The sequence below is a fragment of the Leifsonia sp. AK011 genome (assembly GCF_013410945.1).
Taxonomy (GTDB): Bacteria; Actinomycetota; Actinomycetes; order Actinomycetales; family Microbacteriaceae; genus Rhodoglobus.
In genome coordinates, this window is sequence record NZ_JACCCH010000001.1 from 2,739,685 (window position 1) to 2,764,022 (window position 24,338).

General features: G+C 67.9%; 23 protein-coding genes. 10 read left to right on the top strand and 13 right to left on the bottom strand.

Annotated elements, in window-relative coordinates; genetic code table 11:
• Together HDC94_RS13305 and HDC94_RS13310 are read right to left on the bottom strand one after the other, a co-directional pair.
• Positions 1–1,218: a tyrosine-protein kinase family protein gene (locus HDC94_RS13305; protein WP_179498350.1), complete on the bottom strand. Its 1,218-nt coding sequence runs from the start codon at positions 1,216–1,218 to the stop codon at positions 1–3.
• A complete protein-coding gene (locus HDC94_RS13310; RefSeq protein WP_179498352.1) occupies positions 1,218–1,859 on the bottom strand; it encodes a hypothetical protein in 642 nt (213 codons plus the stop codon). The genes HDC94_RS13305 and HDC94_RS13310 overlap by 1 nt, the downstream gene beginning before the upstream one ends.
• An 88-nt stretch (positions 1,860–1,947) precedes the next feature.
• On the opposite strand from HDC94_RS13310, the gene HDC94_RS13315 reads away from it, so the two are divergent.
• Together HDC94_RS13315 and HDC94_RS13320 are read left to right on the top strand one after the other, a co-directional pair.
• Positions 1,948–2,208, top strand: coding sequence for a helix-turn-helix domain-containing protein (locus tag HDC94_RS13315; RefSeq protein WP_179498354.1), 261 nt, complete (start codon positions 1,948–1,950; stop codon positions 2,206–2,208).
• Positions 2,209–2,346: 138 nt separating this feature from the next.
• Complete coding sequence (locus tag HDC94_RS13320; RefSeq protein ID WP_218870587.1) at positions 2,347–2,829, top strand: Rv3235 family protein; 483 nt, start codon at positions 2,347–2,349, stop codon at positions 2,827–2,829.
• A gap of 4 nt (positions 2,830–2,833) precedes the next feature.
• On the opposite strand, the gene HDC94_RS13325 is transcribed toward HDC94_RS13320, so the two are convergent.
• The 8 genes from HDC94_RS13325 to mtrA form a co-directional block, all read right to left on the bottom strand.
• Positions 2,834–3,523 carry an RraA family protein gene (locus HDC94_RS13325; RefSeq protein ID WP_179498356.1) on the bottom strand — a complete coding sequence of 230 codons (690 nt, stop codon included), beginning with the start codon at positions 3,521–3,523 and terminating at the stop codon, positions 2,834–2,836.
• Positions 3,524–3,533: 10 nt separating this feature from the next.
• The gene (locus HDC94_RS13330) at positions 3,534–4,415 is read right to left on the bottom strand and encodes a helix-turn-helix domain-containing GNAT family N-acetyltransferase (RefSeq protein ID WP_179498358.1); all 882 of its coding nucleotides are present in this window, start codon (positions 4,413–4,415) and stop codon (positions 3,534–3,536) included.
• 47 nt (positions 4,416–4,462) lie between these two features.
• Positions 4,463–7,273: a preprotein translocase subunit SecA gene (gene secA / locus HDC94_RS13335; RefSeq protein ID WP_179498360.1), complete on the bottom strand. Its 2,811-nt coding sequence runs from the start codon at positions 7,271–7,273 to the stop codon at positions 4,463–4,465.
• Between the two features lie 152 nt (positions 7,274–7,425).
• Positions 7,426–8,097, bottom strand: a complete 672-nt coding sequence (hpf, locus tag HDC94_RS13340) for a ribosome hibernation-promoting factor, HPF/YfiA family (RefSeq protein ID WP_179498362.1) — start codon at positions 8,095–8,097, stop codon at positions 7,426–7,428.
• Positions 8,098–8,158: 61 nt separating this feature from the next.
• Positions 8,159–8,827, bottom strand: a complete 669-nt coding sequence (locus HDC94_RS13345) for a ComF family protein (RefSeq protein WP_179498364.1) — start codon at positions 8,825–8,827, stop codon at positions 8,159–8,161.
• Between the two features lie 60 nt (positions 8,828–8,887).
• A complete protein-coding gene (locus HDC94_RS13350) occupies positions 8,888–10,543 on the bottom strand; it encodes an LpqB family beta-propeller domain-containing protein (RefSeq protein ID WP_179498366.1) in 1,656 nt (551 codons plus the stop codon).
• Complete coding sequence (mtrB, locus tag HDC94_RS13355) at positions 10,536–12,137, bottom strand: MtrAB system histidine kinase MtrB (protein WP_179498368.1); 1,602 nt, start codon at positions 12,135–12,137, stop codon at positions 10,536–10,538. The genes HDC94_RS13350 and mtrB overlap by 8 nt, the downstream gene beginning before the upstream one ends.
• Before the next feature lie 4 nt (positions 12,138–12,141).
• Positions 12,142–12,822 carry an MtrAB system response regulator MtrA gene (gene mtrA, locus HDC94_RS13360; RefSeq protein ID WP_179498370.1) on the bottom strand — a complete coding sequence of 227 codons (681 nt, stop codon included), beginning with the start codon at positions 12,820–12,822 and terminating at the stop codon, positions 12,142–12,144.
• Positions 12,823–12,978: 156 nt separating this feature from the next.
• Between mtrA and HDC94_RS13365 the strand changes: the two genes are divergently transcribed.
• Genes HDC94_RS13365 through aqpZ form a run of 6 tightly spaced genes read left to right on the top strand, consistent with a single transcriptional unit; the run spans position 12,979 to position 19,248 of the window.
• Positions 12,979–14,232: a hypothetical protein gene (locus HDC94_RS13365; RefSeq protein WP_257021669.1), complete on the top strand. Its 1,254-nt coding sequence runs from the start codon at positions 12,979–12,981 to the stop codon at positions 14,230–14,232.
• The gene (locus HDC94_RS14925) at positions 14,229–14,888 is read left to right on the top strand and encodes a DUF4129 domain-containing protein (protein WP_179498372.1); all 660 of its coding nucleotides are present in this window, start codon (positions 14,229–14,231) and stop codon (positions 14,886–14,888) included. The genes HDC94_RS13365 and HDC94_RS14925 overlap by 4 nt, the downstream gene beginning before the upstream one ends.
• The gene (locus HDC94_RS13375; RefSeq protein ID WP_218870593.1) at positions 14,885–16,063 is read left to right on the top strand and encodes a DUF4350 domain-containing protein; all 1,179 of its coding nucleotides are present in this window, start codon (positions 14,885–14,887) and stop codon (positions 16,061–16,063) included. The genes HDC94_RS14925 and HDC94_RS13375 overlap by 4 nt, the downstream gene beginning before the upstream one ends.
• A 55-nt stretch (positions 16,064–16,118) precedes the next feature.
• A complete protein-coding gene (locus tag HDC94_RS13380; protein WP_179498374.1) occupies positions 16,119–17,075 on the top strand; it encodes a MoxR family ATPase in 957 nt (318 codons plus the stop codon).
• A gap of 58 nt (positions 17,076–17,133) precedes the next feature.
• Complete coding sequence (locus HDC94_RS13385; protein WP_179498376.1) at positions 17,134–18,441, top strand: DUF58 domain-containing protein; 1,308 nt, start codon at positions 17,134–17,136, stop codon at positions 18,439–18,441.
• 57 nt (positions 18,442–18,498) lie between these two features.
• A complete protein-coding gene (gene aqpZ / locus HDC94_RS13390) occupies positions 18,499–19,248 on the top strand; it encodes an aquaporin Z (protein ID WP_179498378.1) in 750 nt (249 codons plus the stop codon).
• A gap of 87 nt (positions 19,249–19,335) precedes the next feature.
• On the opposite strand, the gene HDC94_RS13395 is transcribed toward aqpZ, so the two are convergent.
• Complete coding sequence (locus HDC94_RS13395; RefSeq protein WP_179498380.1) at positions 19,336–20,328, bottom strand: stage II sporulation protein M; 993 nt, start codon at positions 20,326–20,328, stop codon at positions 19,336–19,338.
• 17 nt (positions 20,329–20,345) lie between these two features.
• On the opposite strand from HDC94_RS13395, the gene HDC94_RS13400 reads away from it, so the two are divergent.
• Positions 20,346–21,224: an RDD family protein gene (locus tag HDC94_RS13400; protein ID WP_179498382.1), complete on the top strand. Its 879-nt coding sequence runs from the start codon at positions 20,346–20,348 to the stop codon at positions 21,222–21,224.
• 15 nt (positions 21,225–21,239) lie between these two features.
• Here HDC94_RS13400 and HDC94_RS13405 read toward each other — a convergent pair whose 3' ends face one another.
• Positions 21,240–22,118: an SDR family oxidoreductase gene (locus HDC94_RS13405; protein WP_179498384.1), complete on the bottom strand. Its 879-nt coding sequence runs from the start codon at positions 22,116–22,118 to the stop codon at positions 21,240–21,242.
• Positions 22,119–22,167: 49 nt separating this feature from the next.
• Here HDC94_RS13405 and HDC94_RS13410 point away from each other — a divergent pair, with 49 nt between their 5' ends.
• On the top strand, positions 22,168–22,743 hold the full coding sequence (locus HDC94_RS13410) for a TetR/AcrR family transcriptional regulator (RefSeq protein ID WP_179498386.1): 576 nt from the start codon (positions 22,168–22,170) through the stop codon (positions 22,741–22,743).
• Between the two features lie 118 nt (positions 22,744–22,861).
• On the opposite strand, the gene ahcY is transcribed toward HDC94_RS13410, so the two are convergent.
• Positions 22,862–24,337 (bottom strand): adenosylhomocysteinase, encoded by a 1,476-nt coding sequence (gene ahcY / locus HDC94_RS13415; protein ID WP_179498388.1) that lies wholly within the window; start codon positions 24,335–24,337, stop codon positions 22,862–22,864.
• Position 24,338: the final 1 nt, after the last annotated feature.

Sequence of the window (24,338 nt, forward strand, 5' to 3'; positions counted from 1 at the left end):
CTATCTGGTGCGCTTCGAAAGTCTCCGGCCCCGACGCTCGGGCGCCGGCCGCGGTGGTGGAAGGAGTTCGGCGGCCAGGGCGCTGAGCGCACCACGCGCCCCGGACCTCGGCATCGCATCCGTCACGGTCCGCCCGGCGAGGATCGCCGCATCGAACGCCGGCCGGTCGTCGGGCACCAGCACGGCGGAGCGGATGTCACCGAACCGCGCGAGCGCCTGGGCGACCTGGTCGCGCGGCGCGAACCCGATGGCGGAAGCCCTCACACGGTTGACGAGCACGGTGACCTCGCCCGTGGCGACCTCCAGCAGGTCGGCGTGGCCGCGGAGGAACCTCGAGAGCCCCACCGGATCGGCCGAGCCCACCGAGATCACCCGATCGGCCGCGGCTATGGCCGTGCGCGTCGCGATGTTGCGTGTCACCCCCGAGGCATCGTCCTGGTCGCGATGCTCGAGCGACGAGGCAACGTCCACGACAACAACATCGGCGTACGTCCGGCACTCCGCGAGTGTGCTCGCGATCGCCGGCCCGCCGAGCTCGGGCCACAGGGCGGGGCGCGGGAGCCCCGTGAGCACCTGGAACGACCCCGCGACCGACGAATAGGTCTGCGCCACCCGAGTCATCTCCGCAACCGTGAGGCTGCCCGCCGCGGCGAGTCGGCACGCAGCAGCGAATCCGGGTGCCTCCTCGGCGAGTCCAAGAGCGGGGGCGATCGCGGCGGCGTGGGTATCGGCATCCACGAGAATCACCCGGTGCCCGAGTGCCGCGAACTCGGCCGCGAGCGTGATGGCCACCGTGGTCCGGCCAGGAGCGCCCGCAGCGCCCCACACGGCGATCAACTGCCCCACTGTGGACCGAGCGGATGCCGCATTCCCCCGCCTGCGCGCTGCACCTCCGATCACCTCCTCGATGCCGTCCCACCCGGCGCGGGACTCGACAACCTCGTGAAGACCCAGCCCGGCGGCGTGGAGCCGCTCAGCGCTGCTGGCTGCCACGGCGATGAGCCTCACACCCGCGGCATCCGCTGCGGTGAGCACCGACGCGGTCAACAGGTCATGACTCGCCGCAACGAGTGCCACCGCGGTCGGGGACGCCGCCAGGAGAGGGAGGAGAGCATCGGGGGTGTCACAACGGCCCACTACGGCGTGCCCGTGACGCTCGGCGTCGCGCAGCAGTTCATCGCGTCCGCGGTGGGGCAGGAGAACGAGGAGGTCGACCATCAGCCCTCCAAGGGGATGCCCACCGGGATGACCGTCAGGGTGTCTCCGCGCGCCAGGGCCTCGATCACACGCGCAAGCCGGTCCTTCGGCACGAGGAGTTCGACGCCCGCCGTGCTTCCACCCCCCACGATCGAATCGGACTCGACCAGGCGAACCACGATCGCCCCCGGCGCGATCACGGCCGGGGCGTCGACCGCGCCGCCCTCCCCCACCCTCGCCGCCCACACGTCGACGTGCGCTCCGGGTCGCACCGAGCCCGGCAGCAACCCTCCCGACTCCACGACGACGGCGGACAGGCGGATGCCCGAGGCGCTGCCCACGGCGTCGCGAGGGATCACCTCCCCCTCGCCAACGGCCCGAAGCACCACGACACCTGCCGCGGGCACATCGCCGGGCTGGAGGTAGCGCGCGCCCCTCGACGGGAGCGCGGCTCGCGACTCCACGAGGTCGTCGGCGCCGAGGTGCTGCCCGGGAGCGAGCGGGCCCGGGGCGAGGTAGACGTCGGCCGTATCATCCGCCGCCGTGACCAGGGCGACGACACCCGCCACCGAACTCACGACGAGAACCATGCCGATGACGAGACGTGGATCGACGAGGAGTCGTCGCACGCGAGCTGAGGAGAACGTTCGAGGCCGGGGCATCCCGACATGGTGGCCATCGCGCGCGGATCGGGCAGGCACTTATGCACAGGGGCGTCGCCGTGGCGCACCGTGTGCAGATAATCGAGGCATGAACACCCTGAGTCTCGACGACGGTGGGTCGCGCTTCATCACTCTGGACGACGCGGCGCGCGTACTCGGCATCTCACCGGACCACGCCGAGAGCCTCATCGGCTCGGGCGAGCTGCCAGCTATCCGTGTTGGCGCAGACGGCCCGTGGCGTATCGAGCGATCAGTCCTGGAGTCCTACATCGAGGCGCTGTACGAGGAGACGAGGCGCAGAAGCCTGTGGAACGGTTCCAACCTGGCCAGCCACCGCGACATGCCCTGACACATCTGCCCCCGATTCCTGCACAGCCACGGTTGTCCACACACCACCGCTCTCGTTGGACACCGCGCCCCCGACCTGCTTAGGTGTGTGTACCGCAACGTTCACTAGACAGATTCGTCTACAGAAACGAGGCGGCGGATGCCATCAGCAGCAGTACAGCAGGTCGAGATCAAGTTTCCGACCGAGGTCATCCCCGTGGAGCATCGGCTCCCGTCGCGCGTCATCTCAGCGCGAGTGGCGGCGGAAGACTTCTTCGGCCATCAGCCCACCTCGACCTCCTCGCTGCCGGACCCGCAACCACTGATCGAGAACCTTGCCCGCTGTGTGATCGAGATACTGGCGGGCGCCCGTGACATCGACCAGGTGGCTCGGTGGATCACCGACGACGTGCAGCGCCACCTGCTGCGTCGGGTTGTGCTCTCCGCACGGGCGCGTGCCGCCAAGGGGCAGAAGACGGTGCGGCCGGCCTTCACGATCGGCACGGTACGTACGTGCGAACCCGCCGACGGGGTGGTCGAGGCCGTCGTGATCGTTCGTGGTCGTGCGCGAGTTCGCGCGGTCGCCATCCGGCTCGAGGGCCTGGACCGTCGCTGGCGCGCGAGCGCAATCAACGTGCTGTGATCTCCTAGACCTCGATCTCGCCGCCGACATTCCTCAGGTGCTCGCGGAACGTGAGCGAGGCATCCCGTTCACGAGCCGCGAGGAACTCCGCGAATCTCACCTGCTCGCGCAACGACCGACCCGCGCCGATCCGTTCGGCCTGCGCCGTCTCGGTATCGCGAATGGACTCGGCAACGCCGAACACCTCGTCAAGACGATCCAGCTGCACAGCGATCAGGCCGTCCGCGTCGGCGTACACCGCGTCTTCAGCGGTCACGGTGAACTCTCCGAAGGATGCCGCGACGAGCGCATCGACAGGACGCGGGTCCGCCCGCCGCGGGCCGGGCGGCGTCGCGCCGTAGCTGAACACGGGGAGCCCGATCGCGGCGATCTCGGTCGAGTCGCGATGGAGTCCCCAGATGGCGATGCCGGCAAGTCCAGCCTCGCGCATCTCGATCGCCACGAGGTCCCCGACACAGGCCTCGTCGGTGCGCCCGCCGTTGTCCACGACGAGCACATCCCCCGGCGACGCGGTCTCGAGCGCCTCGAGGTAGACATCGACGCTTCCGACGTGGCGAACAGGAAGTGCGCGGCCCGCCATCCTGTGCCCCGCCACCACGGGACGAAGGCCCGGTGGTGCGATACGGAGTGGCAGACCCAACCGCAGGCAGGCGTCAGCGATATGCGGGGTGGTGAGCGAAGCGAAGCGATCCATTCGTGTACTCCTACAGCGTCTTCTCGAACCAGTGATGTGCATACGGCTCGCCGTTGAAGTCCTCGATCTCGTAGTACCCGGTGCGGCGGTACAGGGCGATCGCCTCCACGAGTGCTCGGTTGGTGTCGAGGCGCACGACCGTGCGACCGTGCTCTCTTGCTCGTGATTCCAGCTCCCCGAGCATCCGTTTGCCGAGCCCCATGCCGCGCGCCGCCGGGGACACCCACACCCGTTTGATCTCCGCAACGCCATCGGCCAGGAGCTTGAGCCCGCCACAGGCGACCGTCTCACCGTGGACTCTCGCGATGAGCATGAGGCCGGCAGGCATGCTGAGGGCCTCATCTCCGAGAGGCAGCGTCGAGCCGGGCTCGAAGCCGGTGTCGAACCTCGTCGCCAGTTCGGCGAAGTAGGCGCCCACAGCAGCGCGGGCATCGGGATTCGACGGCTCGACCACCTCGAACTGCACCTCTGAGGCCAGCAGAAGCCGCTCCACCACCTCCATCGCGTCCACGAGGCGCTGTCGCTGGCTCTCGTCGAGCGGCTCCAGCATCGACTCCGCCTGCGCGTCGGAGAGCCGGTCCAGCTCGGCGCGCTCCGCGAGTCCCGCGTCGGTCAACCGCACGGAACGCGTGCGCGCATCGCCGTCGGATGCCACGACGACGGCGAGCCCGGCACCCTCCAGCGCCTGAACCATCCGCGTCAGGTACCCGGAGTCGAGCCCGAGCCGGTCGCGGAGTTCCTTGAGTCCGGCGCCCGTCTCGCCAATCTCCCAGAGGAGCCGCGATTGGCCGAGACTGCGTCCGCGCGCGAGGAACGCGTCATCCAGCGCACCCACACGCTGGGTGACGGCACGGTTGAACCGACGTACGGCGGCTACCGACCCTGCATCCATTCCCTGACTCTAGTCAGAGAAATCCCGCGCACGCAACGCGAGCGGCTCTAGCCCTTGCGGTCCTGGGCCCGACGCTGCGCGCGGTTGAGCGGAGCAGCCTGCTCGCCGTCGTCCGTGCGCTGGCCGAAGGCACCGCGGGCAGCGGGCTGCGCGGGAGCCGCGGGCGTCATGCGCCCCGACCCGGCAGCACGCTGAGCCTGCTGGGCGCGAGCCGTGGCGGCACGCTCGACCTGGCCGCGCTGGTTGCGCACCTCGACGTCTCCCGTGGCGTCCTCGCTCGGAGCCGAGTAGCTGAGCTGGGCTGCCGGTGCGACATCCGCCGTGAGACCGCGAGCCTGAACCACGGGAGCTCCGGCGCCGGCGTTCGACACCTCGACGTCCAGGTTGAACAGGAACCCGACGGCCTCCTCGCGGATCTGACCCATCATCGACTGGTAGAGCGCGAAGCCCTCGCGCTGGTACTCGATGAGCGGGTCGCGCTGGGCCATGGCACGCAGGCCGATGCCGTCCTTGAGGTAGTCCATCTCGTAGAGGTGGTCACGCCAGCGACGGTCGATGACCGACAGCACAACACGACGCTCGAGTTCACGGGTTGCCTCGGCACCCAGGGACTCCTCGCGGCGCTGGTAGGCGAGCTTGGCGTCGGAGAGCACCTCGCGCTTGATGAAGGCCGGGCTGATGCGACCGCCGGCCTCGGAGATCACCTCGTCAGGGGTGAGCGAGATCGGGTAGAGCGTCTTGAACTCCGCCCACATGGCGTCGAAGTCCCAGTCGTCCGACGATCCGCCGAGCGTGTGCTCGTCGACGACCTCGGAGATGACGTCCTCGAGGAACTTCGAGACGCGATCCTGCAGGTCGTCGCCCTCGAGGATGTGACGGCGGTCGGCGTAGATCGCCTCGCGCTGGCGGTTCAGAACGTCGTCGTACTTGAGCACGTTCTTGCGGATCTCCGCGTTGCGCGACTCCACCTGGCTCTGCGCCGAGCGGATGGCACGGCTCACGATCTTCGAGTCGATGGCCAGATCGTCCGGAACGTTGCTGCGACCCATGAGGGCCTCGGCAGCGCCCGAGTTGAACAGGCGCATGAGGTCGTCCTGCAGCGACAGGTAGAAGCGGCTCTCGCCGGGGTCACCCTGACGACCGGAACGACCGCGCAGCTGGTTGTCGATACGGCGCGACTCGTGACGCTCGGTACCGAGAACGTAGAGGCCGCCAGTCTCGATGACCTTCGCTGCCTCCTCCTCGACCTCACCCTTGACCTGCTGGAAGACGGAGTCCCACTCCGTCTCGTACTCCTCCGGAGTGTCGACGGGGCTCAGGCCACGTGCGTTCATCTGCGCCACGGCAAGGAACTCGGCGTTGCCACCGAGCATGACGTCGGTACCACGACCGGCCATGTTGGTGGCGACCGTGACGGCGCCGAGGCGACCAGCCTGGGCGATGATCGCTGCCTCACGTGCGTGGTTCTTGGCGTTGAGCACCTCGTGGCGCACGCCCTTCTTGGCGAGCATCTTCGAGAGCAGCTCGCTCTTCTCGACGCTCGTCGTACCCACGAGGACCGGCTGGCCGGTGGCGTGGCGGGCGACGATGTCCTCGACGACCTGCTCGAACTTGGACTGCTCGTTCTTGTAGACAAGGTCGACCTGGTCCTTGCGGAGCATGGGCTTGTTCGTCGGGATCGGAACGACACCGAGCTTGTACGTGCTCATGAACTCGGCGGCCTCTGTCTCGGCCGTACCGGTCATGCCCGAGAGCTTCTCGTAGAGACGGAAGTAGTTCTGCAGGGTCACGGTGGCGAGGGTCTGGTTCTCGGCCTTGACCGCGACGCCTTCCTTGGCCTCGATCGCCTGGTGGATGCCCTCGTTGTAGCGGCGACCCATCAGGATGCGGCCGGTGTGCTCGTCAACGATGAGCACCTCGCCGTTCATGACGACGTAGTCCTTGTCCTTCTTGAACAGCGCGCGGGCCTTGATGGAGTTGTTGAGGAACGAGATGAGCGGGGTGTTCGCCGACTCGTAGAGGTTGTCGATGCCGAGGTAGTCCTCGACCTTCTCGATACCGGGCTCGAGCACGCCGACGGTGCGCTTCTTCTCGTCGACCTCGTAGTCCTCGCCCTCGACGAGCTTCTTCGCGATGTTCGCGAACTCGCCGAACCAGCGGTTGGCCTCGCCGGAGGACGGGCCGGAGATGATGAGCGGGGTGCGGGCCTCATCGATGAGGATCGAGTCGACCTCGTCGACGATCGCGAAGGCGTGTCCGCGCTGGACCATGTCGACGGCCTGCCAGGCCATGTTGTCGCGCAGGTAGTCGAAACCGAACTCGTTGTTGGTGCCGTAGGTGATGTCGGCGGCGTACTGCTCACGGCGCTCTGCCGGGGTCTGGCCGGAGAGGATGCAGCCGGTGGTCATACCGAGGGCACGGAAGATGCGACCCATGAGCTCGGACTGGTAGCTCGCGAGGTAGTCGTTGACCGTGATGACGTGGACGCCCTTGCCGGGGATCGCGTTGAGGTAGGCGGCGAGGGTGGCGACGAGGGTCTTGCCCTCACCGGTCTTCATCTCCGCGATGTTGCCGAGGTGGAGGGCCGCACCACCCATGAGCTGCACGTCGAAGTGGCGCATGCCGAGGGTACGGGTGGCGGCCTCGCGCACCGCAGCGAAGGCCTCGGGAAGGAGGTCGTCGAGCGACTCACCCTTCTCGTAGCGCTCGCGGAGCTCGACGGTCTCGTTCTTCAGTTCCTCGTCGGTGAGGGACGTGAAGTCCTCCTCGAGCTGGTTGACCGCCTGAGCGTAGTTGGAGAGACGGCGGAGAAGCCGTCCCTCGCCGACCCGCAGCACACGTTCGAGTACGTTCGCCACCAATGACTCCCTTACGTCGTCGGGATGTCCCGACTTGACGGCACACGAATAGGCAGTGTTACCGGTTTGTAATGCTAGCAACTAGTGGCTGGGAAACTCTTCCGAGCGTCCGGCGACGGAGCCCCACGAGAGGAGGCCCCGTCGCCGATGCCCTAGCGACGTCCGGCGAGCTTGCGCGGCTCCTCGACCGTTTCCTCGAGTGAGATGACTCCGTAATCCCAGCCCTTGCGGCGGTAGACCACACTCGGGCGGTCCGTCTCGGCGTCAATGAAGAGGAAGAAGTCGTGGCCCACGAGTTCCATGTGGTCCACGGCATCCGACACCGTCATCAGACTCGTGGGGAACACCTTCTGACGAATGACGACGGGCGAGTACTCCGGCTCCGTCTCCTCGTCGTTCTGCACCGGGATCTCACCCGTGGCGACAGCAGCGAGCACGTCGGGTGTGACGGGCGTGATGTCCACGACACTGAACCCGTCGGCGGATGCCTCACGCAGCGACACCGGACGATGCTTGCCGCGGTGCACCTTGCGGCGGTCCTTCGACTGCCGGATGCGCTCGATGAGCTTGGCCATGGCGAGATCGAGGGCGACGTACTTGTCTGAGCCCTCCGCCTCGGCACGCACGAGCGGTCCCGGACCGATGAGGGTGAGCTCGACGCGATCATCCCCGGATGACCCTCGGGTCTCATGGTGGCGGGTCACCTTGACCTCGAACGCGATCGCCTTGTCGGCGAGGTGTTCCACCTTCTCCGCCTTCTCCGTCGCGTACTCGCGGAAGCGGTCCGTGACTCCCAGGTTTCGTCCGGTGATGGTGATTTCCATGGCGACCTCCAGCCGTCTCACTGCGTTCGCCGCCCGGATCTGCCAGGCGGTTCACGCGCCTTTAGGCCCCACCGTAGTCCTCGCCCAGACGGATGTCACGGATTCCCTGCAACCTCGGAGTGAACGCGAGTGACGCGGCCCCAACGACCCTTCCGCGCGCCTCCGAGACGGCGCGTGCGGCCTCCGCGAGGGTGGCTCCGGTGGTAATGACATCGTCCACGAGAACCACCTCGCGGCCCTCGAAATCCCACCTCGCGGACATTGACCCTGCGGTGTTGCCGAGCCGTTCCTCGACGCCGAGGGACTTCTGCGCGCGGGTTCTGCGCGCGACGGCAAGCCCGGGTGCGCGACCGGCACGCGACATCCTGAGCAACAGGTGGAGGGGGTCGTAGCCGCGCGTACGGTACGAGCTGCGGCCCCGGGGCACTCTCACCAGGATCGCCGACGGGCTCGCGGCGATCGCGGCGTCGATCGCCGCAGCGAAGGGGATCGCGAGCGGACGGGCCATGTCGGTGCGGCCCTCCTCCTTGAGCGCGAGGATCAGGCGCCTCACCTCCCCCTCGTACCTCAGCGCGGTGTGGGCGAGCACCCCCGCCACGTTCCGCGGGGTGACAGCGGGGCGCAGCGCCAGACGGCACTCGTCGCAGAGTGCGCGGTCGGGCACCCCGCACCCCGCGCACTCGACGGGGAACAGGAGCGCCCGTGCGTCGCGGAAGGCATCGCGAATCATCCCCTGACCGTGCCACCGACCGGGGGGCCGTGGTCGGTGGGCGTCGCGATCTGTGGAGAACTACTGCTTGGTGCCGAGGAACGTACCGCGAAGGCCGGTGTCGACCCACCCGCCGCTCCCGCGTGGACTCAGCACGACGCCGCCTTCGTCGAGAATGCGCAACCCAGCCACGCCACCGTTGCCGCCCGCGATCGTGGTTGCGGCTTCGACAGTGCCGAGGCCAGCGCTCGGTCCCCCGATCTCGACGAGGGAGACCTCGGTTCCGGAATCGGTACGCGCGAGGGTGGCCACCGTGCGATCGCTCGCCCACGTGGCATCCACGGGGGTACCGGAGCGGACCGTCAGGTCGAAAGGCTCCCCCAGCGCGGTCGGCACGTTCGTGCCCTGCTGCCGGATGATTCCGGTGACGACCAGCCGGGGACCGACGTTCGTCTCGAGGTAGAACAGGATGCGCGTGCCATCCCTCGACACATCGATGGACTTCACGCGCGCATCGGAGGGCAGGGTGCTCGTGATCGACACTTGCGTGCCGTCCGCCTCGAAGACCGAGAGCGAGCCCGCACTCGTGCCCTCGACCGACCAGACGTACCGGAAAGGATCGAGCGCGGGCGCGATGAGACCGCCACGCGGGTCGACGATCGTCGCCTCGGAGCCACCGGAGCGGGCGACGGCGACGCCCTGGTCCGTGAGCATGGCGACAGTCTGCTTGTCAGAGGCCAGGGTCGCCGCCGACGGAGCTGCGGCGACAGCCTGCTCGCTGATACCGGGAATGGGGGCGACGTCGTTGCCCGAGGCGAAGCCGAACTGGTCGGCCGTTCCGAGCAGCACGGCCGACTCGACGAGCGGATTGCGGATGGCAGCCGGGAGCCCATCGGGGGTGGCGAGTTCGATCCCCGCGACGGTGATGTCGACGGTGGCGACATCGAGGCTTGCAGCGAGCTGCTGACGCATCCTGTCCCGTTCGACTGGGGAGGCCGTGAGGACCTCGCCGCTCAGTTCCACCGTCGCGGCGCCCGACACGACCTCGGACCTGATGACGGTGGTGGCGATCGGGAACGCACTCACCACGACGCCCTGTTGGAGCCAGGGGGACGGACCCTGAAGCAGCTCGCGAACGGTGCGCGAGGCGACCCTGGCACGCGACGGGAACCACCGCACATCCGGCACGAGGTACTGGTAGCTGGGGTCGAAGAAGTAGAGGGCCTGCTCGGTGAAGACGACGTCGAAGCTCGACTGCGACAGCACGATTCCGTTGGGGGCGTCGCTGATGCGCCATTCCCCGTCCTCCTGCACGAACGAGAAGCCAAGGGACTGGGATGCCAGCGGTGTCTCGCTGTAGCGACCGTTGGAGTCCACCTCCGCACTACTCGTGAATGTGTACTGCAGCGTGTTCTCTGCCGGGCCCGCGCCGATCGAGTATGCGCCAGAGCGGATGAGGGTCCCCTCATCGGGATTCCATGATGCGGCGATGTCGTCAGCGAGGTACTGGCGCGCGATCGCATAACCCGACTGCGGACCGCGGAGCGCGAGCATGAAGTCGATGAGGATGTCCTCCTGCGTGGACCCCGGACGAGGCTCGGACGGCAGCACAACGAAGTCCTGGTCGACCTGCTCCGCGATCTCAGGGCCGGCAACGATGTTCCCGGACGTCGGGATGCCAACGCACCCCGTCAGGAGCAGTGCGGCCGCGACGATCACCACGAGGCCCCTACGCATCGTCCACCGCCAGGGGGACGTCCTCGACCGGAGGCAGCTCGAGGGGCGAGGAGCGCACGACGCCGCCGTGCTCACGCGGGAGCGTCAGGCGGAAGCAGGAGCCCTCACCCGGCGCGGACCAGACCTCGAGCCATCCGCCGTGCAGTGCGGCGTCCTCGAGGGAGATCGCGAGGCCGAGTCCGGTGCCCCCCGTGGTGCGCTGGCGGGACGGGTCTGCGCGCCAGAACCTGTCGAACACGCGCTCCATCGCGGCAGGCGTCATCCCGACACCGTAGTCGCGCACCGCGATGGCCACGGCATCCGAGTCACTGTCCACCCAGATGACGATGGGCTTTCCCTCACCGTGGTCGATGGCGTTGCCGAGCAGGTTGCCCAGGATGCGACGGATGCGACGAGCATCAACGTCGGCCTCGAAGTAGCCGCCAGGCGCCACAAGTCGCAGGTCGCTGCCCTTCGACTCGGCGAGCGCCGCTACCGACTCGATGGCGTCCTCAGCCAGTCGCACGAGGTTGGTGGGCTCCGCCTCCATGTCGACGGCTCCCGCGTCGTAGCGGCTCATCTCGAGAAGATCGGCGAGCAGCAGTTCGAAGCGCTCCACCTGGGTGTGCAGGAGCTCCGCCGTGCGAGCAGTCGCGGGAGGGAAGGTCTCGCGCTGGTCGTAGAGCACGTCGCCAGCCAGACGGATGGTCGTGAGCGGCGTGCGCAGCTCGTGCGAGACATCGGAGACGAAACGCTGCTGCACCTGCGAGAGGGCGGCAAGTCGCTCGATCTGGTTCTGGAGGCTCTGCGCCATGCCGTTGAACGATCGGGCGAGAGTCGCGATCACGTCCTCACCCTTCTCCGGGATACGCACCTCAAGGTCACCGGCAGCGAGCCGCTCACTGGTCTCGGCCGCGAGCTGCACCGGTCCCACGACGAGACGCACGACAATCACCGTGACCGCACCGATGAGCAGGATGAGCGCGAGGCCGCCCACGGCGAGGGTCTGCTGGACGAAGCCGAGGGTGGTCGCGGCATCCTCAATGTCGTACACGAGGTAGAGCTCGTACTGGATCCCGCGGATGTCGAGCAACGACCCGACGACGAGACCAGGATGCGTCGCGCCGTCCACCACCAGCCCGACCGATTGCGACCGGGTTCTCGAGTCGTTGGAGGTCTGGACAGCCTCGCGCAACTCGGGCGAGATGACGTCGTCGGGGAGCCCCGGTGACTGGATATCAGCGGGTGCCCGCGAGCCGTCCTGGCCCGGTGTCCGCAGTATCGCGAACGCCGTACCCCCGGTGGTCGAGGCGGCGCTGGCGATCGCTGCCGCCGCGTCGTACATCGTGACGTCCAGGTCGTCGGTGCCCACCTGCTCCGCCGCCTCGTTGAAGAAGCGCTGGCCGGTGAGGGTGGCGTTGGCACTCGTCGCCTCGAGTTCGGCGCGTCGCGCATCGAAGAGGTTGGTCCCCACGCTGAAGGACATGGTGGTACCGATGATGAAGACTGCGATGGCCGAGAGGATGACGGTGATCGCGACTGTGCGGACCTGCAGCGACGAACGCCACAGGCGGGCGAGCCGATCCATCCACCCGCGCCAGTCGAAGTAGCGCATTGCTCTAGCCGGAGGCGCCAGCGCGATAGCCGACCCCGCGCACGGTCATGACGATACGAGGGTTGTCCGGGTCCTCCTCGACCTTGGCCCGGAGGCGCTGGACGTGCACGTTCACGAGCCGCGTGTCCGCCTTGTAGTGGTAACCCCACACCTGCTCGAGCAGCATCTCGCGCGTGAACACCTGCTGGGGCTTCATGGCGAGCGCGAGGAGGAGCTCGAACTCCAGCGGCGTGAGGTTGATGGGCGTGTCACCGCGCTTGACCTCGTGGCCCGCGACATCCACCGTCAGGTCGCCGATGGTAAGTTCCTCGGCCGTCGCTTCGGGGGTCGGGCGCAGGCGCGTACGGATGCGGGCGACGAGCTCTTTGGGGTTGAACGGCTTGACCACGTAATCATCGGCGCCACTCTCGAGGCCTTTGACGACATCGGAGGTGTCGCTCCGGGCAGTGAGCATGATGATGGGGGTGCCGGATTCCTCGCGGATGCGCGAGCACACCTCGATGCCATTCATGCCGGGAAGCATGAGGTCGAGCAGAACCAGATCGGGGCGCACGGTGCGGAAGGCCTCGAGAGCGCCAGAGCCGTCCTCGCAGAAAGAGGGCTCGAAGCCCTCGGACCTCAGCACGATACCGATCATCTCGCTGAGCGCGGTGTCATCATCGACCACCAGAATTCGCGCGTTCACTCGTCCTCGCAACGGGGTTCATTCATAACGTGGGCATCCCTCGGGAGCTTTCGCACAAGAGTAGCCGAGTGTGAAAGCATGAATACCAAGAATGGGCTCGGTTCTCAGCATGCACCGCGGCTCTGGGAACCCACAGTGAACGGTGGAAGGTGTTCGGTGACCGATAACAGCCCGTGGCAGGCACCGGGAGCCCCCCAGCCGCAGCCTGAGCCCACCACTCCACCCGTCCCACCCGCTTCGTCACCTGTTCCGCCCGTTCCGCCGATCGCGCCGCCACCCGCTGGCGCTCCCGCCACGCCGTTCGGTCCGCCGGCTCCGCAGTTCGGGGCACCGGCCGGCGCGCCAGCCACAGGGCCGAACCCCGCCGCCAGCACCGGATGGACGCCTCCGCCGAAACCCGGGCTCATCCCCCTCCGCCCCCTCACCCTCGGCACTCTGCTCGGCGCCTCCTTCCAGGTGCTCCGCCGCAACCCGCGGCCGATGTTCGGATTCTCGCTCCTGCTCACGGGGGCCGTCTTTCTCCTGACGCTCTTCGTGCTGGGGTTCTTCACGTTCTGGGGAATCAGCCGGGTCACGGCGGCAACCGGTGAGGATGCCGACGCCATCGCCGCGGGAGGGGTTGCCGCCGCACTGCTGGGTTCGCTCATCCCGATCGCCCTCTCCATCGCCGTTCTCGCGATCTTGCAGGGAGTCGTGGTGCTCGAGGTGGCGAGGGGAACACTCGGCGAGAAGCTCCCTCTTCGCGGGCTGTTGCGCGCGGCCAAGGGACGGATCTGGGCACTCATCGGATGGTCGCTCCTGGCCACGCTGGTCGTGACGGTGGCCGCAACCCTCGTCGTACTGCTGATCGTGCTGATCGCCACCCTGGGTGGAAGCGCGGGAATCGCCGTCGCCGTGCTGCTGGGAGTCCTCTCCTCCCTCGGAGCGGTCGTGTTGTGGGCCTGGCTGTGGACCCGCCTCTGCCTCGTCCCGATTGCCATCGTGATCGAGCGTCTGAGCATCCGCTCTGCAATCCGGCGCTCCTGGTCGCTCACCACCGGCTACTTCTGGAAGACCCTCGGAATCCAGCTCCTCGTGGCGGTCATCATCTCCGCCGTCTCCAACATCGTCTCGCTGCCCCTCACCCTCGTCGTCGGGCTCGCGGGAGGGCTCGTGAACCCCCAGGCGGACGAAGGGGTGGCCATAGCGGTCGTCGTGGTCGCCTACATCCTGAGCATCCTCGTCTCGGTGGCCATCGGTGCCGTGAGCGCCGTCGTGCAATCCGCTACGACCGCCCTCATCTACATCGACATCCGGATGCGCAAGGAGGGGCTCGACCTCGAACTCGCCCGCTTCGTCGAGGCGCGCCAGGCCGGAGTACCGGTGCCCGACCCCTACCTGCTGCGACAGGCAGCACCGACCACCGCGTGATCGTGCTCCCCCTCGATGTCCCGGTCGATCCCGACGTCGAGCAGGCCAGGGACTGGCTGGTCCAGGAGCTGTCGGGACCGCAGTACCAGGCGGCTCGCCCGACGCTCTTCGATCAGCTCGCCCAGGCGTTCTGGGATTGGCTGAACTCGCTCCAGATCGGAACGGTGGAGGGACCTCCCGCCTTCGGGCTCGGCATCGTGCTCGTGCTCGTGGTCGCGGCGATCATTGTCGCCCTCCTCGTCTTCGGCGTTCCCAAGCTCAACCGCCGCAGCAGCGTGACGGGTGCCCTGTTCGGCGAGGACGACGAGCGGGATGCCGCCGCGATGCGACGGGATGCCCAGGCCGCGGCCGCGCGTTCGGACTGGTCCACGGCCATTGCCGAGATGTTCCGCGCCATCGCCAGGGGGCTGGCGGAACGGGGCGTGCTGTCGACGACGCCGGGCACGACGGCGAGCGGATTCGCGGCGCGGGCGAGCGATGAGCTGCCTGCGCTCGGCGAGAGGTTCGTGGCATCCGCCACAGCGTTCGATGAGGTTCGCTACCTCGGGCGCGAAGGCACCCAGGCACAGTACGACCAGGTCGCTGCCCTGGAATCTGAGGTGCGCCGGGCCGAGGTGCGTCGAGCGCGGGCCCAGGCCGAGGCGGTGTCCTCGTGACGAGCACACTCGAGCAGGCTCCTGCGCTGACCCCGCGTCTGGGCACCACGGCTCGTCGCTGGGCCTATTGGGTGGGAGCAGGCCTCGTGGTGTTGCTCGTCGCGTTCATCGCGTTCGCCTCCGTCGGCTCCGCCGGCGATGCAGCGCCGCTGGACCCGGAGAGCCCTGCCCCGGGGGGAACCATGGCGTTGGCCGAGGTGCTGCGCGACCAGGGCGTGGATGTCTCGGTCGCACGGTCGCTCGATGACGCGAGGGATGCGGTGACCGATCGCACCACCACGACCCTCGTCATCTACGACGCCGCGCTCTTTCTCGACGAGTCGAAGCTCCGCGAGGCCGTGGGCCTGGCGGACACGGTGATCCTCATGGATCCCGAGTTCGCCGCGCTGCAGGCCGTGGCACCGGAACTCACCCAGGCTGGTGCGGTCGATGGCATCCTCGATGCCGACTGCGCGCTGCCCCCCGTCGAGCGCGCAGGCACGGTCTCGGGCGACGGCACGGGCTACCGGGTGATCGACGAGGACGCCGACGCGATCACCTGCCTCGGGAGCGGGGACGATGTGTATTCCGTCATCGAGCTGCGGCGCGACGGAACCAGCTTCATCGCGCTGGGCGCCGTCGGAGCACTCACCAACGAACTCATTGTCGAGAATGGCAACGCGGCGTTCGCGCTCGGTCTACTCGGGGAGCACGAGAACCTCGTGTGGTACCTGCCGGGCTTCGCCGACCTCGAGGTGGACGAGTCGCTGGCCGACCTTACCCCTCCGTGGGTCACGCCCGTGATCATTCTGCTCATCATCACCGGGATCGTTGCCGCGATCTGGCGCGGGCGCCGTCTCGGGCCGCTCGTCATCGAGAACTTGCCGGTCACCGTCAAGTCCAGCGAGACGATGCTGGGGCGAGCGCGCCTCTACTCGCGATCATCGTCGCGCCTGCGAGCGCTCGATGCGCTCCGCATCGGCAGCATCCAGCGGCTCGCGGCTCTGTGCGGCCTGCCGCGGGTCGCGACGGTCGATGAGGTCGTGGCCGCGGTGGCCGGGCTCACCGGCGCCCAGCCCGCTGACATCCATCGCCTCCTCGTCGACGCGCAGCCCCAGACCGATCGCGACCTCATCGCCTACTCCGATGCTCTCCTCACGCTCGAACACGACGTGACGCGAGCGCTCCGCCCGTGACCCACCAGCCCGTGATCGCACGGCGACCGACCCACTACCGGGAGATAATCCAGTCATGACAGATACCCAGCTACGCGAGTCGTTCCTGCGTCTGCGAGCCGAGGTCGGCAAGGCCGTCGTCGGTCAGGATGCCGCCGTCACCGGCCTGACCATCACGCTTCTCGCCGGGGGCCACGTGCTGCTCGAGGGCGTGCCGGGCGTCGCGAAGACGCTGCTCGTGCGCACCCTCAGCCATGCGCTCGCGCTCGAGACGAAGCGCGTGCAGTTCACGCCGGACCTCATGCCCGGCGACCTGACCGGCTCGCTCGTGTACGACTCCAAGGCCGGCGAGTTCGAGTTCCGCGAGGGGCCCGTGTTCACGAACATCCTGCTCGCCGACGAGATCAACCGCACTCCCCCGAAGACGCAGTCCGCCCTGCTCGAGGCGATGGAGGAGCGGCAGGTCTCCGCCGACGGCATCACGCGCAAGCTTCCCGTGCCCTTCATGGTCGCGGCGACCATGAACCCGATCGAATACGAGGGCACCTACACGCTCCCCGAGGCGCAGCTCGACCGGTTCCTCATGAAGCTCACCCTCGAACTACCCGCTCGCGAGCACGAGGTCGAGGTGCTGCAGCGCCACGCGGCGGGCTTCAACCCGCGCGACCTGCGCGCCGCCGGGGTCACGCCCGTGCTGGATGCCACGCAGCTCGCCGCAGCCCAGGCCGCCGTCGCCTCGGTCGGAGCATCTGCGGACGTTCTCGCCTACGCCGTCGACCTCGCGAGAGCGACCCGCCAGAGCCCCTCCGTGAAGCTCGGTGTGAGCCCCCGAGGATCGACCGCGCTGCTCGCCGCGTCCAAGGCGTGGGCATGGCTCAACGGCTTCGACGCGATCACACCCGACCACGTGCAGGCCATGGCCCTGCCCGTGCTGCGTCACCGCATTCAACTGCGCCCCGAGGCGGAGCTCGAGGGCGTGACCGCCGACACGATCCTGCGCTCGATCATCCAGCAGGTGCAGGTGCCGATCTAATCGTGGGCGGAGTCCCCGAGATGCTCGAACGACAGTGACCACGGGAGGAGTGAGGTAGTTGGCGATTTCAGGATGGTTCGTCCTCCTCGTCGTGGCCGGCGTGCTGCCCACGATCATCCTCGGTGACCCCCTCGTGCCCGTGTGGTGGCTCCTGGGCTCCGTCGCGCTCGGGGCCGTGGACCTGCTGCTGGCCGGGTCACCCCGGCAGGTCGGCCTCTCGCGCGAGCTGCCCGGACGGGTGCGGCTCGGGGAGTCCGCGGCATCCGTGCTCACCGTGACCAACCTGGGGCGCCGCACCATCCGCGGCGTCGTGCGCGACGGCTGGCAGCCCTCAGCGGGTGCGCGGCCGTCTCGGCACCCGGTCACGATCCCGCCAGGAGAGCGTCGGACGCGCACGACGACGCTGACACCGTTCCGTCGCGGGGATCGGCGCACCACCCACGTCACGCTGCGCTCGTACGGCCCGCTTCGCCTCTGGGCCCGCCAGGCGACGCTCGGCGCTCCGGACTCGCTCCTCGTGCTGCCGCCGTTCAACTCACGCAAGCACCTCCCCTCCAGGCTGGCGCGACTGCGCGAGCTCGACGGTGCGACGAGCGTCATGGTGCGGGGGCAGGGAACCGAGTTCGACAGCCTACGCGACTACGTTCGCGGCGACGACGTGCGGTCCATCGACTGGCGCGCGACGGCGAGACGGTCCGCGTCGCCCGGAGGTGCGCTCGTGGTGCGCACGTGGCGCCCCGAGCGCGACCGGCGCGTGGTGATCGTGATCGACTCCGGTCGCACCTCCGCCGCCCGCATCGACAACGAGCCGCGCATCGACACCGCATTCGAATCGGCGCTCCTTCTCGCCGCCCTCGCGTCGAGCGCCGGCGACCGCGTCGATCTCGTGATCTTCGATCGGCGCCTCCGCGGGCGCGTGCAGGGCGCGACCGGCGCTGAACTGCTCTCGCGCATGGTGACAACCATGGCACCCGTTGAGCCGGAACTCATCGACATGGACTGGGCCTCGATCCCCGGGCTCGTCCGGTCGGTGACGTCGCACCATGCCCTCGTGGTGCTCGCCACCACGATCGATGCGCCTGGTGCCTCGCGTGGCCTCCTCACCGTGCTGCCACAGCTCACGCGCAAGCACACGGTGGTCGTCTCGTCCGTGACCGACCCCACGGTGCTGGATGCCACGCTCCACCGTTCGACTCGCGACGAGGTGTACGGGGCGGCCGCCGCCGAGCGCGCGCTCCTCGACCAGGCCCGCGTCGCCGCGGCCGTCCGCCAGCTCGGCGGAGAGGTCGTCACGGGCGCCCCGCAGGATCTTCCTCCGGCCCTTGCGGATCGCTATATTGCACTGAAAGCCGCAGGCCGCCTGTAGGTGAAGCCCCTCCACTAGGCTCGGGGCGTACCTCGTTGTCTACGGAAGGGTCCTGCCATGGCCAAGCCAGTTGCCGATGCTGAAATCGACGTCGATACCAGCGCGTCACTCCCCCAGCGCGTCACCGCCGAGATCTTCGGCACGTTCCTGCTCGTCGGCGGTGTGATCGGCACCGCCCTCTTCTCGTCCCCCAACACCGGCTTGCTCGGTGTTGCACTCGCGGTCGGCCTTGCGGTCCTCGCGGGCGCCTACGCAGTGGGCCACATCTCGGGCGGACACTTCAACCCTGCCGTGACGCTCGGTGCCGCGGCATCCGGTCGTTTCGCCTGGAAGGACACCCCCTACTACATCGTCGGCCAGATCATCGGTGGTGCCCTCGCCACAACCGTGCTGTTCGTGATCGCATCCAACGGCCCCTCCGGGATGCTCGCCGGCTTCCAGGCCGACGGCTTCGCCTCCAACGGGTACGGCGACCACTCCCCCGGCGGATTCGGCCTCATCTCCGTGATCGTGACCGAGGTCGTACTCACCGCGGTGTTCCTCTATGTGATCCTCGGTGTCACCGACCGTCGCTCGGCGACCGGCTTCGCGCCCCTCGCGATCGGCCTCACCCTTACGCTCCTGCACCTCGTCGCGATCCCCGTGAGCAACGCCTCGTTCAACCCGGCCCGCTCGATCGCCACGGCAATCTACGGCGGCGGCGACGCACTGCTCCAGCTGTGGGTCTTCATCGTGGCGCCGATCGTCGGCGCACTGATCGCCGGCTTCACCTACTCGGCACTGTTCGACAGCAAGAAGAGCGCCTAGCCGCTTCTGCAGGGGATGCCCGGGGCTTCGGTTCTGGGCATCCGCTCTTTAAGGCGCAATACCCGAGGCGGGATGCCGCGGCTCGCGTCAGCCCGCGACGAGCTGCCGCGCGCCGGCCTCGAACTCGTCCAGGTCCCCGGTTTCGCCAGCGCGGTAGGCGCGACGTCCGATGACCCACTGGTAGAAGAGGAAGGTCGCGAACACGATCGTGCCGATGCCGATCTTGATGGGCCACGGCCAGTCCTGGCGGGTGACGAGGCCCTCCACGAGGCCGGACATGAGAAGCGCGATGGTGAGACCCACGACGATCGTGAACATGGAGCGGCCCTCGTGCGCGAGTGCCTGGGCACGGGTGCGCCCGCCTGGCGCGATCCACCCCCAGAAGAGCCGGAGTCCCGCCGCGCCGGCAACGAAGATCGAGTACAGCTCGAGCTGGCCGTGTGGCGCGATGTACAGGAAGAAATCGTCCAGCGCGCCGACGGAGGCCATTGCGCCCCCGCTCATGCCGAGCTGCACGGCGTTGTTGAACAGCAGGTACAGCGGATAGACGCCGGTGATGCCGAAGGCGATGGCGAGGGCAGCGAGCCACGCGTTGTTGGTCCAAACCACGCTCGTGAACGAGGTGCCAGAGTACTCGGAGTAGTAGTCGATGAACTGCTGTCGGTACGCCTCGAGCTCGGATTGACTGCCCATCTGCGCAAGGACGGCGGGATCCGAGGCAACCCACCAGCCGCAGAGAACCGCGATGAGCACGAAAGCGGCAGCGATCGCGAGCGAGAACCAACGGATCCGGTACAGGGCCGCAGGGAGCTGCGCCACGAAGAATCGAGGCATCTGACTGAGCACGTTGGCCGACGCCCCGGTGAATCGAAGCCGTGCGCGGCTGAGGGAGAGGGACAAGCGATCACCGGGAACGGATTCGCCCACGGTCGTCTGAATGGCCGAAAGTTGGCTGGCCCCGGCCTGGTAGTGATCGATGAGCGCGTCGGCCTCGGCACCGGAGAAACGGCGCTTCGACCCAAGTTCGGCAAGGCGATCCCACTCATCGCGGTGGGCGGCGGAGTAGGCGTCGAGATCCATTCTGATTAAATGATGTCATGGCCAGAGCGACCCTCAGTTCTGACGCGGCACTGAACACTGACGCGATCGCTCATGACGAGCGCCCGAACGAGCTGATCATCGGTGAGGCCGTGGCACTCGACCTGCGCCCGACGAGCTTCATCCTGCGTGCCGCTGGGGCTGCGATCGATTTCATCGCCTACTTCGGCGGGTACCTTCTGCTGCTGTGGGTCCTGTTCAGCGTGGCGGACTCGCTGCGTCTCGACGACGCGATGCTGACGGCTCTTTCCGTGGTCGGTCTCGCGGCCGCGATCGTGGGCGTTCCGACGGCGGTGGAGACTCTCACCCAAGGCAAGTCACTCGGTCGACTTGCCGTCGGCGCGCGCATCGTCAGGGACGACGGTGGTGCGATCGGCTTCCGGCACGCTCTCATCCGAGCGTTCACGGGCATATTCGAGATCTTCGGAACCCTCGGTGGTGGCGCCGCGATCGTCGCACTGCTGAACTCACGATCCCGACGCCTCGGTGACCTCGTCGCCGGTACCTACAGCCAGAACGAGCGCGTCGCGCAGGAGGTGCGGCCGGTGTACGGGGTGCCGTACCAGCTGCACGCGTGGTCGCTGACCGCGGACGTGGCCCGGATGCCCGATGCGCTGGCCCGACGGATCGCGCAGTTCCTCTCCCAGGCCGGCGCACTCACGCCCGCCACGCGGCAGCGCCTGGCCCTGGACCTCGCGAACGAGGCCGCGGCCTACGTCTCGCCGCTCCCGGCGAGCGATCCGGAGCTCTTCATCGCCGCCGTGGCCTCGGTGCGCCGGGACCGCGAGCGCGCCGCCCTCGAGCAGGAGAAGCGTGGGCTCGAGCGCCTCGCGCCCACGCTCACCGGCATGCCGAGGGGCTTCCCCGACCGCGGTTAAGCCCCAACTGCGCTACTAGTGCGCGGTACTCACCGTCGGGAAGTGGGGGCGAAGGTCTGCCGCTGTGATCCGATCGAGAACTCGATCGGGCAGCACCCTGGCGAGTCGCGTCATCATCGCGGCATCCCTGCCGATGGTGTACCGGGTCTTGGGTCGTGCGGCCGTCGCAGCCGTGGCGATGACGGAAGCGGCTTTCTCCGCAGAGACCCCGGACTCGGTGAATGCCGCTGCATGACTCATGACGGCCTGCATGAGTGGGCCGTAGAGCTCGCGCTGACGCGAATCCAGATCATCGACGAAACTGCGCGCACGGACGATCCCCCGCCCCGTCATCTCCGTCTTGACCCCGCCGGGTTCCACCACGACAACCTGGACGCCTTGCGGCAGAAGTTCTCGACGGAGCGAATCGCTCACCGCCTCGAACGCGAACTTGGCGCCCGCATAGGCGCCGTAGGTGCCCAGGGAGATCTTTCCGCCGACGGAACTGATGTTGACGATTCGCCCGTGACTCCGACGAAGGAAGGGCAGCAACGCCTGGGTCACAGCGATGTGTCCGAAGAGGTTCACCTCGAACTGCTGGCGCCACTGCTCGAGTGGGAGTGCTTCGACGGGGGCGTTGATGGCGATCCCTGCGTTGTTCACGATCGCGCGGAGTTGACGACCGTTGGGGTCGCCGTCGATCCGCGCCGCGAGTGAGCTGATGTGGTCCGGCACGGTGATGTCGAGGAGGACGGGTTCGATGCCTGCGGCACTGGCGGCGTTGGCATCCTTCTCCGACCGGACACCCGCCAACACGTGGTAGCCGCGCGCTGCCAAGTCGCGTGCGGTGGCTGCCCCCATGCCGGTTGATGCTCCGGAGATCACGATGAGTTCATTTTTATGTGACGTTGTCATATGAAAATGATCGGCGATTCAAGTGACATTGTCAACTAGAATGTTCAGCATGGTCACTCGAGCGGAGACGGCAGCCGCCACACGCCTCGCGCTCCTGGCTGCGGCATCCGAACTGCTTCGTGACGGCGGGCCCGATGGTGTAACCCTCAGGGCTGTGGGCGCGCGGGCTGGAGTCTCACGGGGAGCGCCGTACGGGCACTTCGCTAACAAGGAACAACTCCTCACGCAGCTCGCCATCGACGCGTGGGACCGGCTCGCCGACGACCTCGCCGCGTTGAGAACTGACGCAGACCTCACACCTCAGGCGAGGCTTGAGCGCGCGCTCATCGCCTTCGTGAACGTCGCCCGGGACGATCCGCACCTCTACGCACTGATGTTCACGCCGCCTCCCTCTGGGGACGAGGCATCGCTGATCTCCGCGGCTGGCAGGTCCCAGGACGACTTCATCGAGATCGTCGCCGACATCGTCGGGCACGAGGATGCCCGGCGGGTGGGCGCCCTACTGCTCTCCAGCGCGTACGGGATTGCGGGCATGGAACTGGCCGGGCACCTCGCCCAGAAGAAATGGGACGTCTCCGGGAACGAACTCATCGCGATGCTCGTGCGCGCGATCGGCCTGCGCTAGCGGCCCGAGCGATAGCTGAGTAGCCCGGCGCTATCGAAGCCTCACGCCCGCGCTAGTGGCGGTAGTGGTCGACCTTGTAGGCGCGACGGCGGCGAATGCCGTCGCGCCACGAGCCGCGCTAGTAGCGGTAGTGGTCGACCTTGTACGGACCATCCACGGGCACGCCGATGTAGGCGGCCTGCGTGGGCGTCAGCTCCGTCAGCACGACGCCCAGCGCGTCGAGGTGCAGGCGCGCGACCTTCTCATCGAGGTGCTTCGGCAGCACGTAGACGTTCTTCTCGTAGCGGTCGCGGTAGACCCACAGCTCGATCTGGGCGAGCACCTGGTTGGTGAACGAGTTGCTCATGACGAACGAGGGATGCCCCGTCGCATTGCCAAGGTTCATGAGGCGACCCTCGGACAGCACAAGAACGCTGCGGCCCGACGGGAGGCGCCACTCGTGCACCTGCGGCTTGATCTCGACCTTCTCGGCGCCGGGAAGCGACTCGAGGCCGGCCATGTCGATCTCGTTGTCGAAGTGGCCGACGTTGGCGACGATCGCGAGGTGCTTCATGCCGAGCAGGTGATCGACGGTGATGACGTTCTCGTTGCCGGTTCCCGTCACGAAAATGTCGACCTGGTCGATGACGCTCTCGATGGTGGTGACCTGGTAGCCGTCCATCGCAGCCTGCAGCGCGCAGATCGGGTCGACCTCACTCACGATGACGCGAGCGCCCTGGCCACGCAGGGCCTCAGCGGCGCCCTTGCCGACATCGCCATAGCCGGCAACGAAGGCGACCTTGCCACCGATGAGCACATCGGTCGCGCGGTTGAGGCCGTCGGGCAGGGAGTGGCGGATGCCGTACTTGTTATCGAACTTCGACTTGGTGACGGAGTCGTTGACGTTGATGGCCGGGAACAGCAGGTCGCCGGACTTGGCGAGCTCGTACAACCGGTGAACGCCCGTCGTGGTCTCCTCCGTGACGCCCTGGATCTCGGCCGCGATGGTGGTCCAGCGGTTCGGGCTCTCGGCGACCGAGCGACGCAGCAGGTCGAGGATGACGCCGTACTCCTGGCTGTCGCCGTCCTGCTTCTGCGGCACGGCGCCGGCGAGCTCGAACTCGCGGCCCTTGTGCACGAGGAGGGTGGCATCCCCACCGTCATCGAGGATCATGTTCGGGCCGATGAAGTCGGCACCCGCGGCGGATGCCTCTGCGCTCCAGTCGAACGCCTGGTCGGTGCACCACCAGTACTCCTCGAGCGTCTCACCCTTCCACGCGAAGACGGGAACACCGGCGGGTGCATCCACGGTTCCGGTCGGGCCGACGGCGACGGCAGCGGCCGCGTCATCCTGCGTGGAGAAGATGTTGCAGCTGACCCAACGCACCTTCGCGCCGAGAGCGACGAGCGTCTCGATGAGGACCGCAGTCTGCACGGTCATGTGGAGCGAACCCATGATGCGGGCACCGGCGAGCGGCTGGGTGGGTCCGAACTCCTCGCGCAGGGCCATGAGGCCGGGCATCTCGTTCTCGGCGAGGCGGATCTGGTGGCGGCCCGCTTCGGCGAGGGAGAGGTCTGCGACCTTGAAGGGCAGTGCGGTGGTTGCGGTGGTCATG

Coding starts and splice junctions, on each gene's coding strand:
- HDC94_RS13305 (WP_179498350.1), bottom strand. CDS start 1,218: ATGGTCGACCTCCTCGTTCTCCTGCCCCACCGCGGACGCGATGAACTG.
- HDC94_RS13310 (WP_179498352.1), bottom strand. CDS start 1,859: ATGCCCCGGCCTCGAACGTTCTCCTCAGCTCGCGTGCGACGACTCCTC.
- HDC94_RS13315 (WP_179498354.1), top strand. CDS start 1,948: ATGAACACCCTGAGTCTCGACGACGGTGGGTCGCGCTTCATCACTCTG.
- HDC94_RS13320 (WP_218870587.1), top strand. CDS start 2,347: ATGCCATCAGCAGCAGTACAGCAGGTCGAGATCAAGTTTCCGACCGAG.
- HDC94_RS13325 (WP_179498356.1), bottom strand. CDS start 3,523: ATGGATCGCTTCGCTTCGCTCACCACCCCGCATATCGCTGACGCCTGC.
- HDC94_RS13330 (WP_179498358.1), bottom strand. CDS start 4,415: ATGGATGCAGGGTCGGTAGCCGCCGTACGTCGGTTCAACCGTGCCGTC.
- hpf (WP_179498362.1), bottom strand. CDS start 8,097: ATGGAAATCACCATCACCGGACGAAACCTGGGAGTCACGGACCGCTTC.
- HDC94_RS13345 (WP_179498364.1), bottom strand. CDS start 8,827: ATGATTCGCGATGCCTTCCGCGACGCACGGGCGCTCCTGTTCCCCGTC.
- HDC94_RS13350 (WP_179498366.1), bottom strand. CDS start 10,543: ATGCGTAGGGGCCTCGTGGTGATCGTCGCGGCCGCACTGCTCCTGACG.
- mtrB (WP_179498368.1), bottom strand. CDS start 12,137: ATGCGCTACTTCGACTGGCGCGGGTGGATGGATCGGCTCGCCCGCCTG.
- HDC94_RS13380 (WP_179498374.1), top strand. CDS start 16,119: ATGACAGATACCCAGCTACGCGAGTCGTTCCTGCGTCTGCGAGCCGAG.
- aqpZ (WP_179498378.1), top strand. CDS start 18,499: ATGGCCAAGCCAGTTGCCGATGCTGAAATCGACGTCGATACCAGCGCG.
- HDC94_RS13395 (WP_179498380.1), bottom strand. CDS start 20,328: ATGGATCTCGACGCCTACTCCGCCGCCCACCGCGATGAGTGGGATCGC.
- HDC94_RS13400 (WP_179498382.1), top strand. CDS start 20,346: ATGGCCAGAGCGACCCTCAGTTCTGACGCGGCACTGAACACTGACGCG.
- HDC94_RS13405 (WP_179498384.1), bottom strand. CDS start 22,118: ATGACAACGTCACATAAAAATGAACTCATCGTGATCTCCGGAGCATCA.
- HDC94_RS13410 (WP_179498386.1), top strand. CDS start 22,168: ATGGTCACTCGAGCGGAGACGGCAGCCGCCACACGCCTCGCGCTCCTG.
- ahcY (WP_179498388.1), bottom strand. CDS start 24,337: ATGACCACCGCAACCACCGCACTGCCCTTCAAGGTCGCAGACCTCTCC.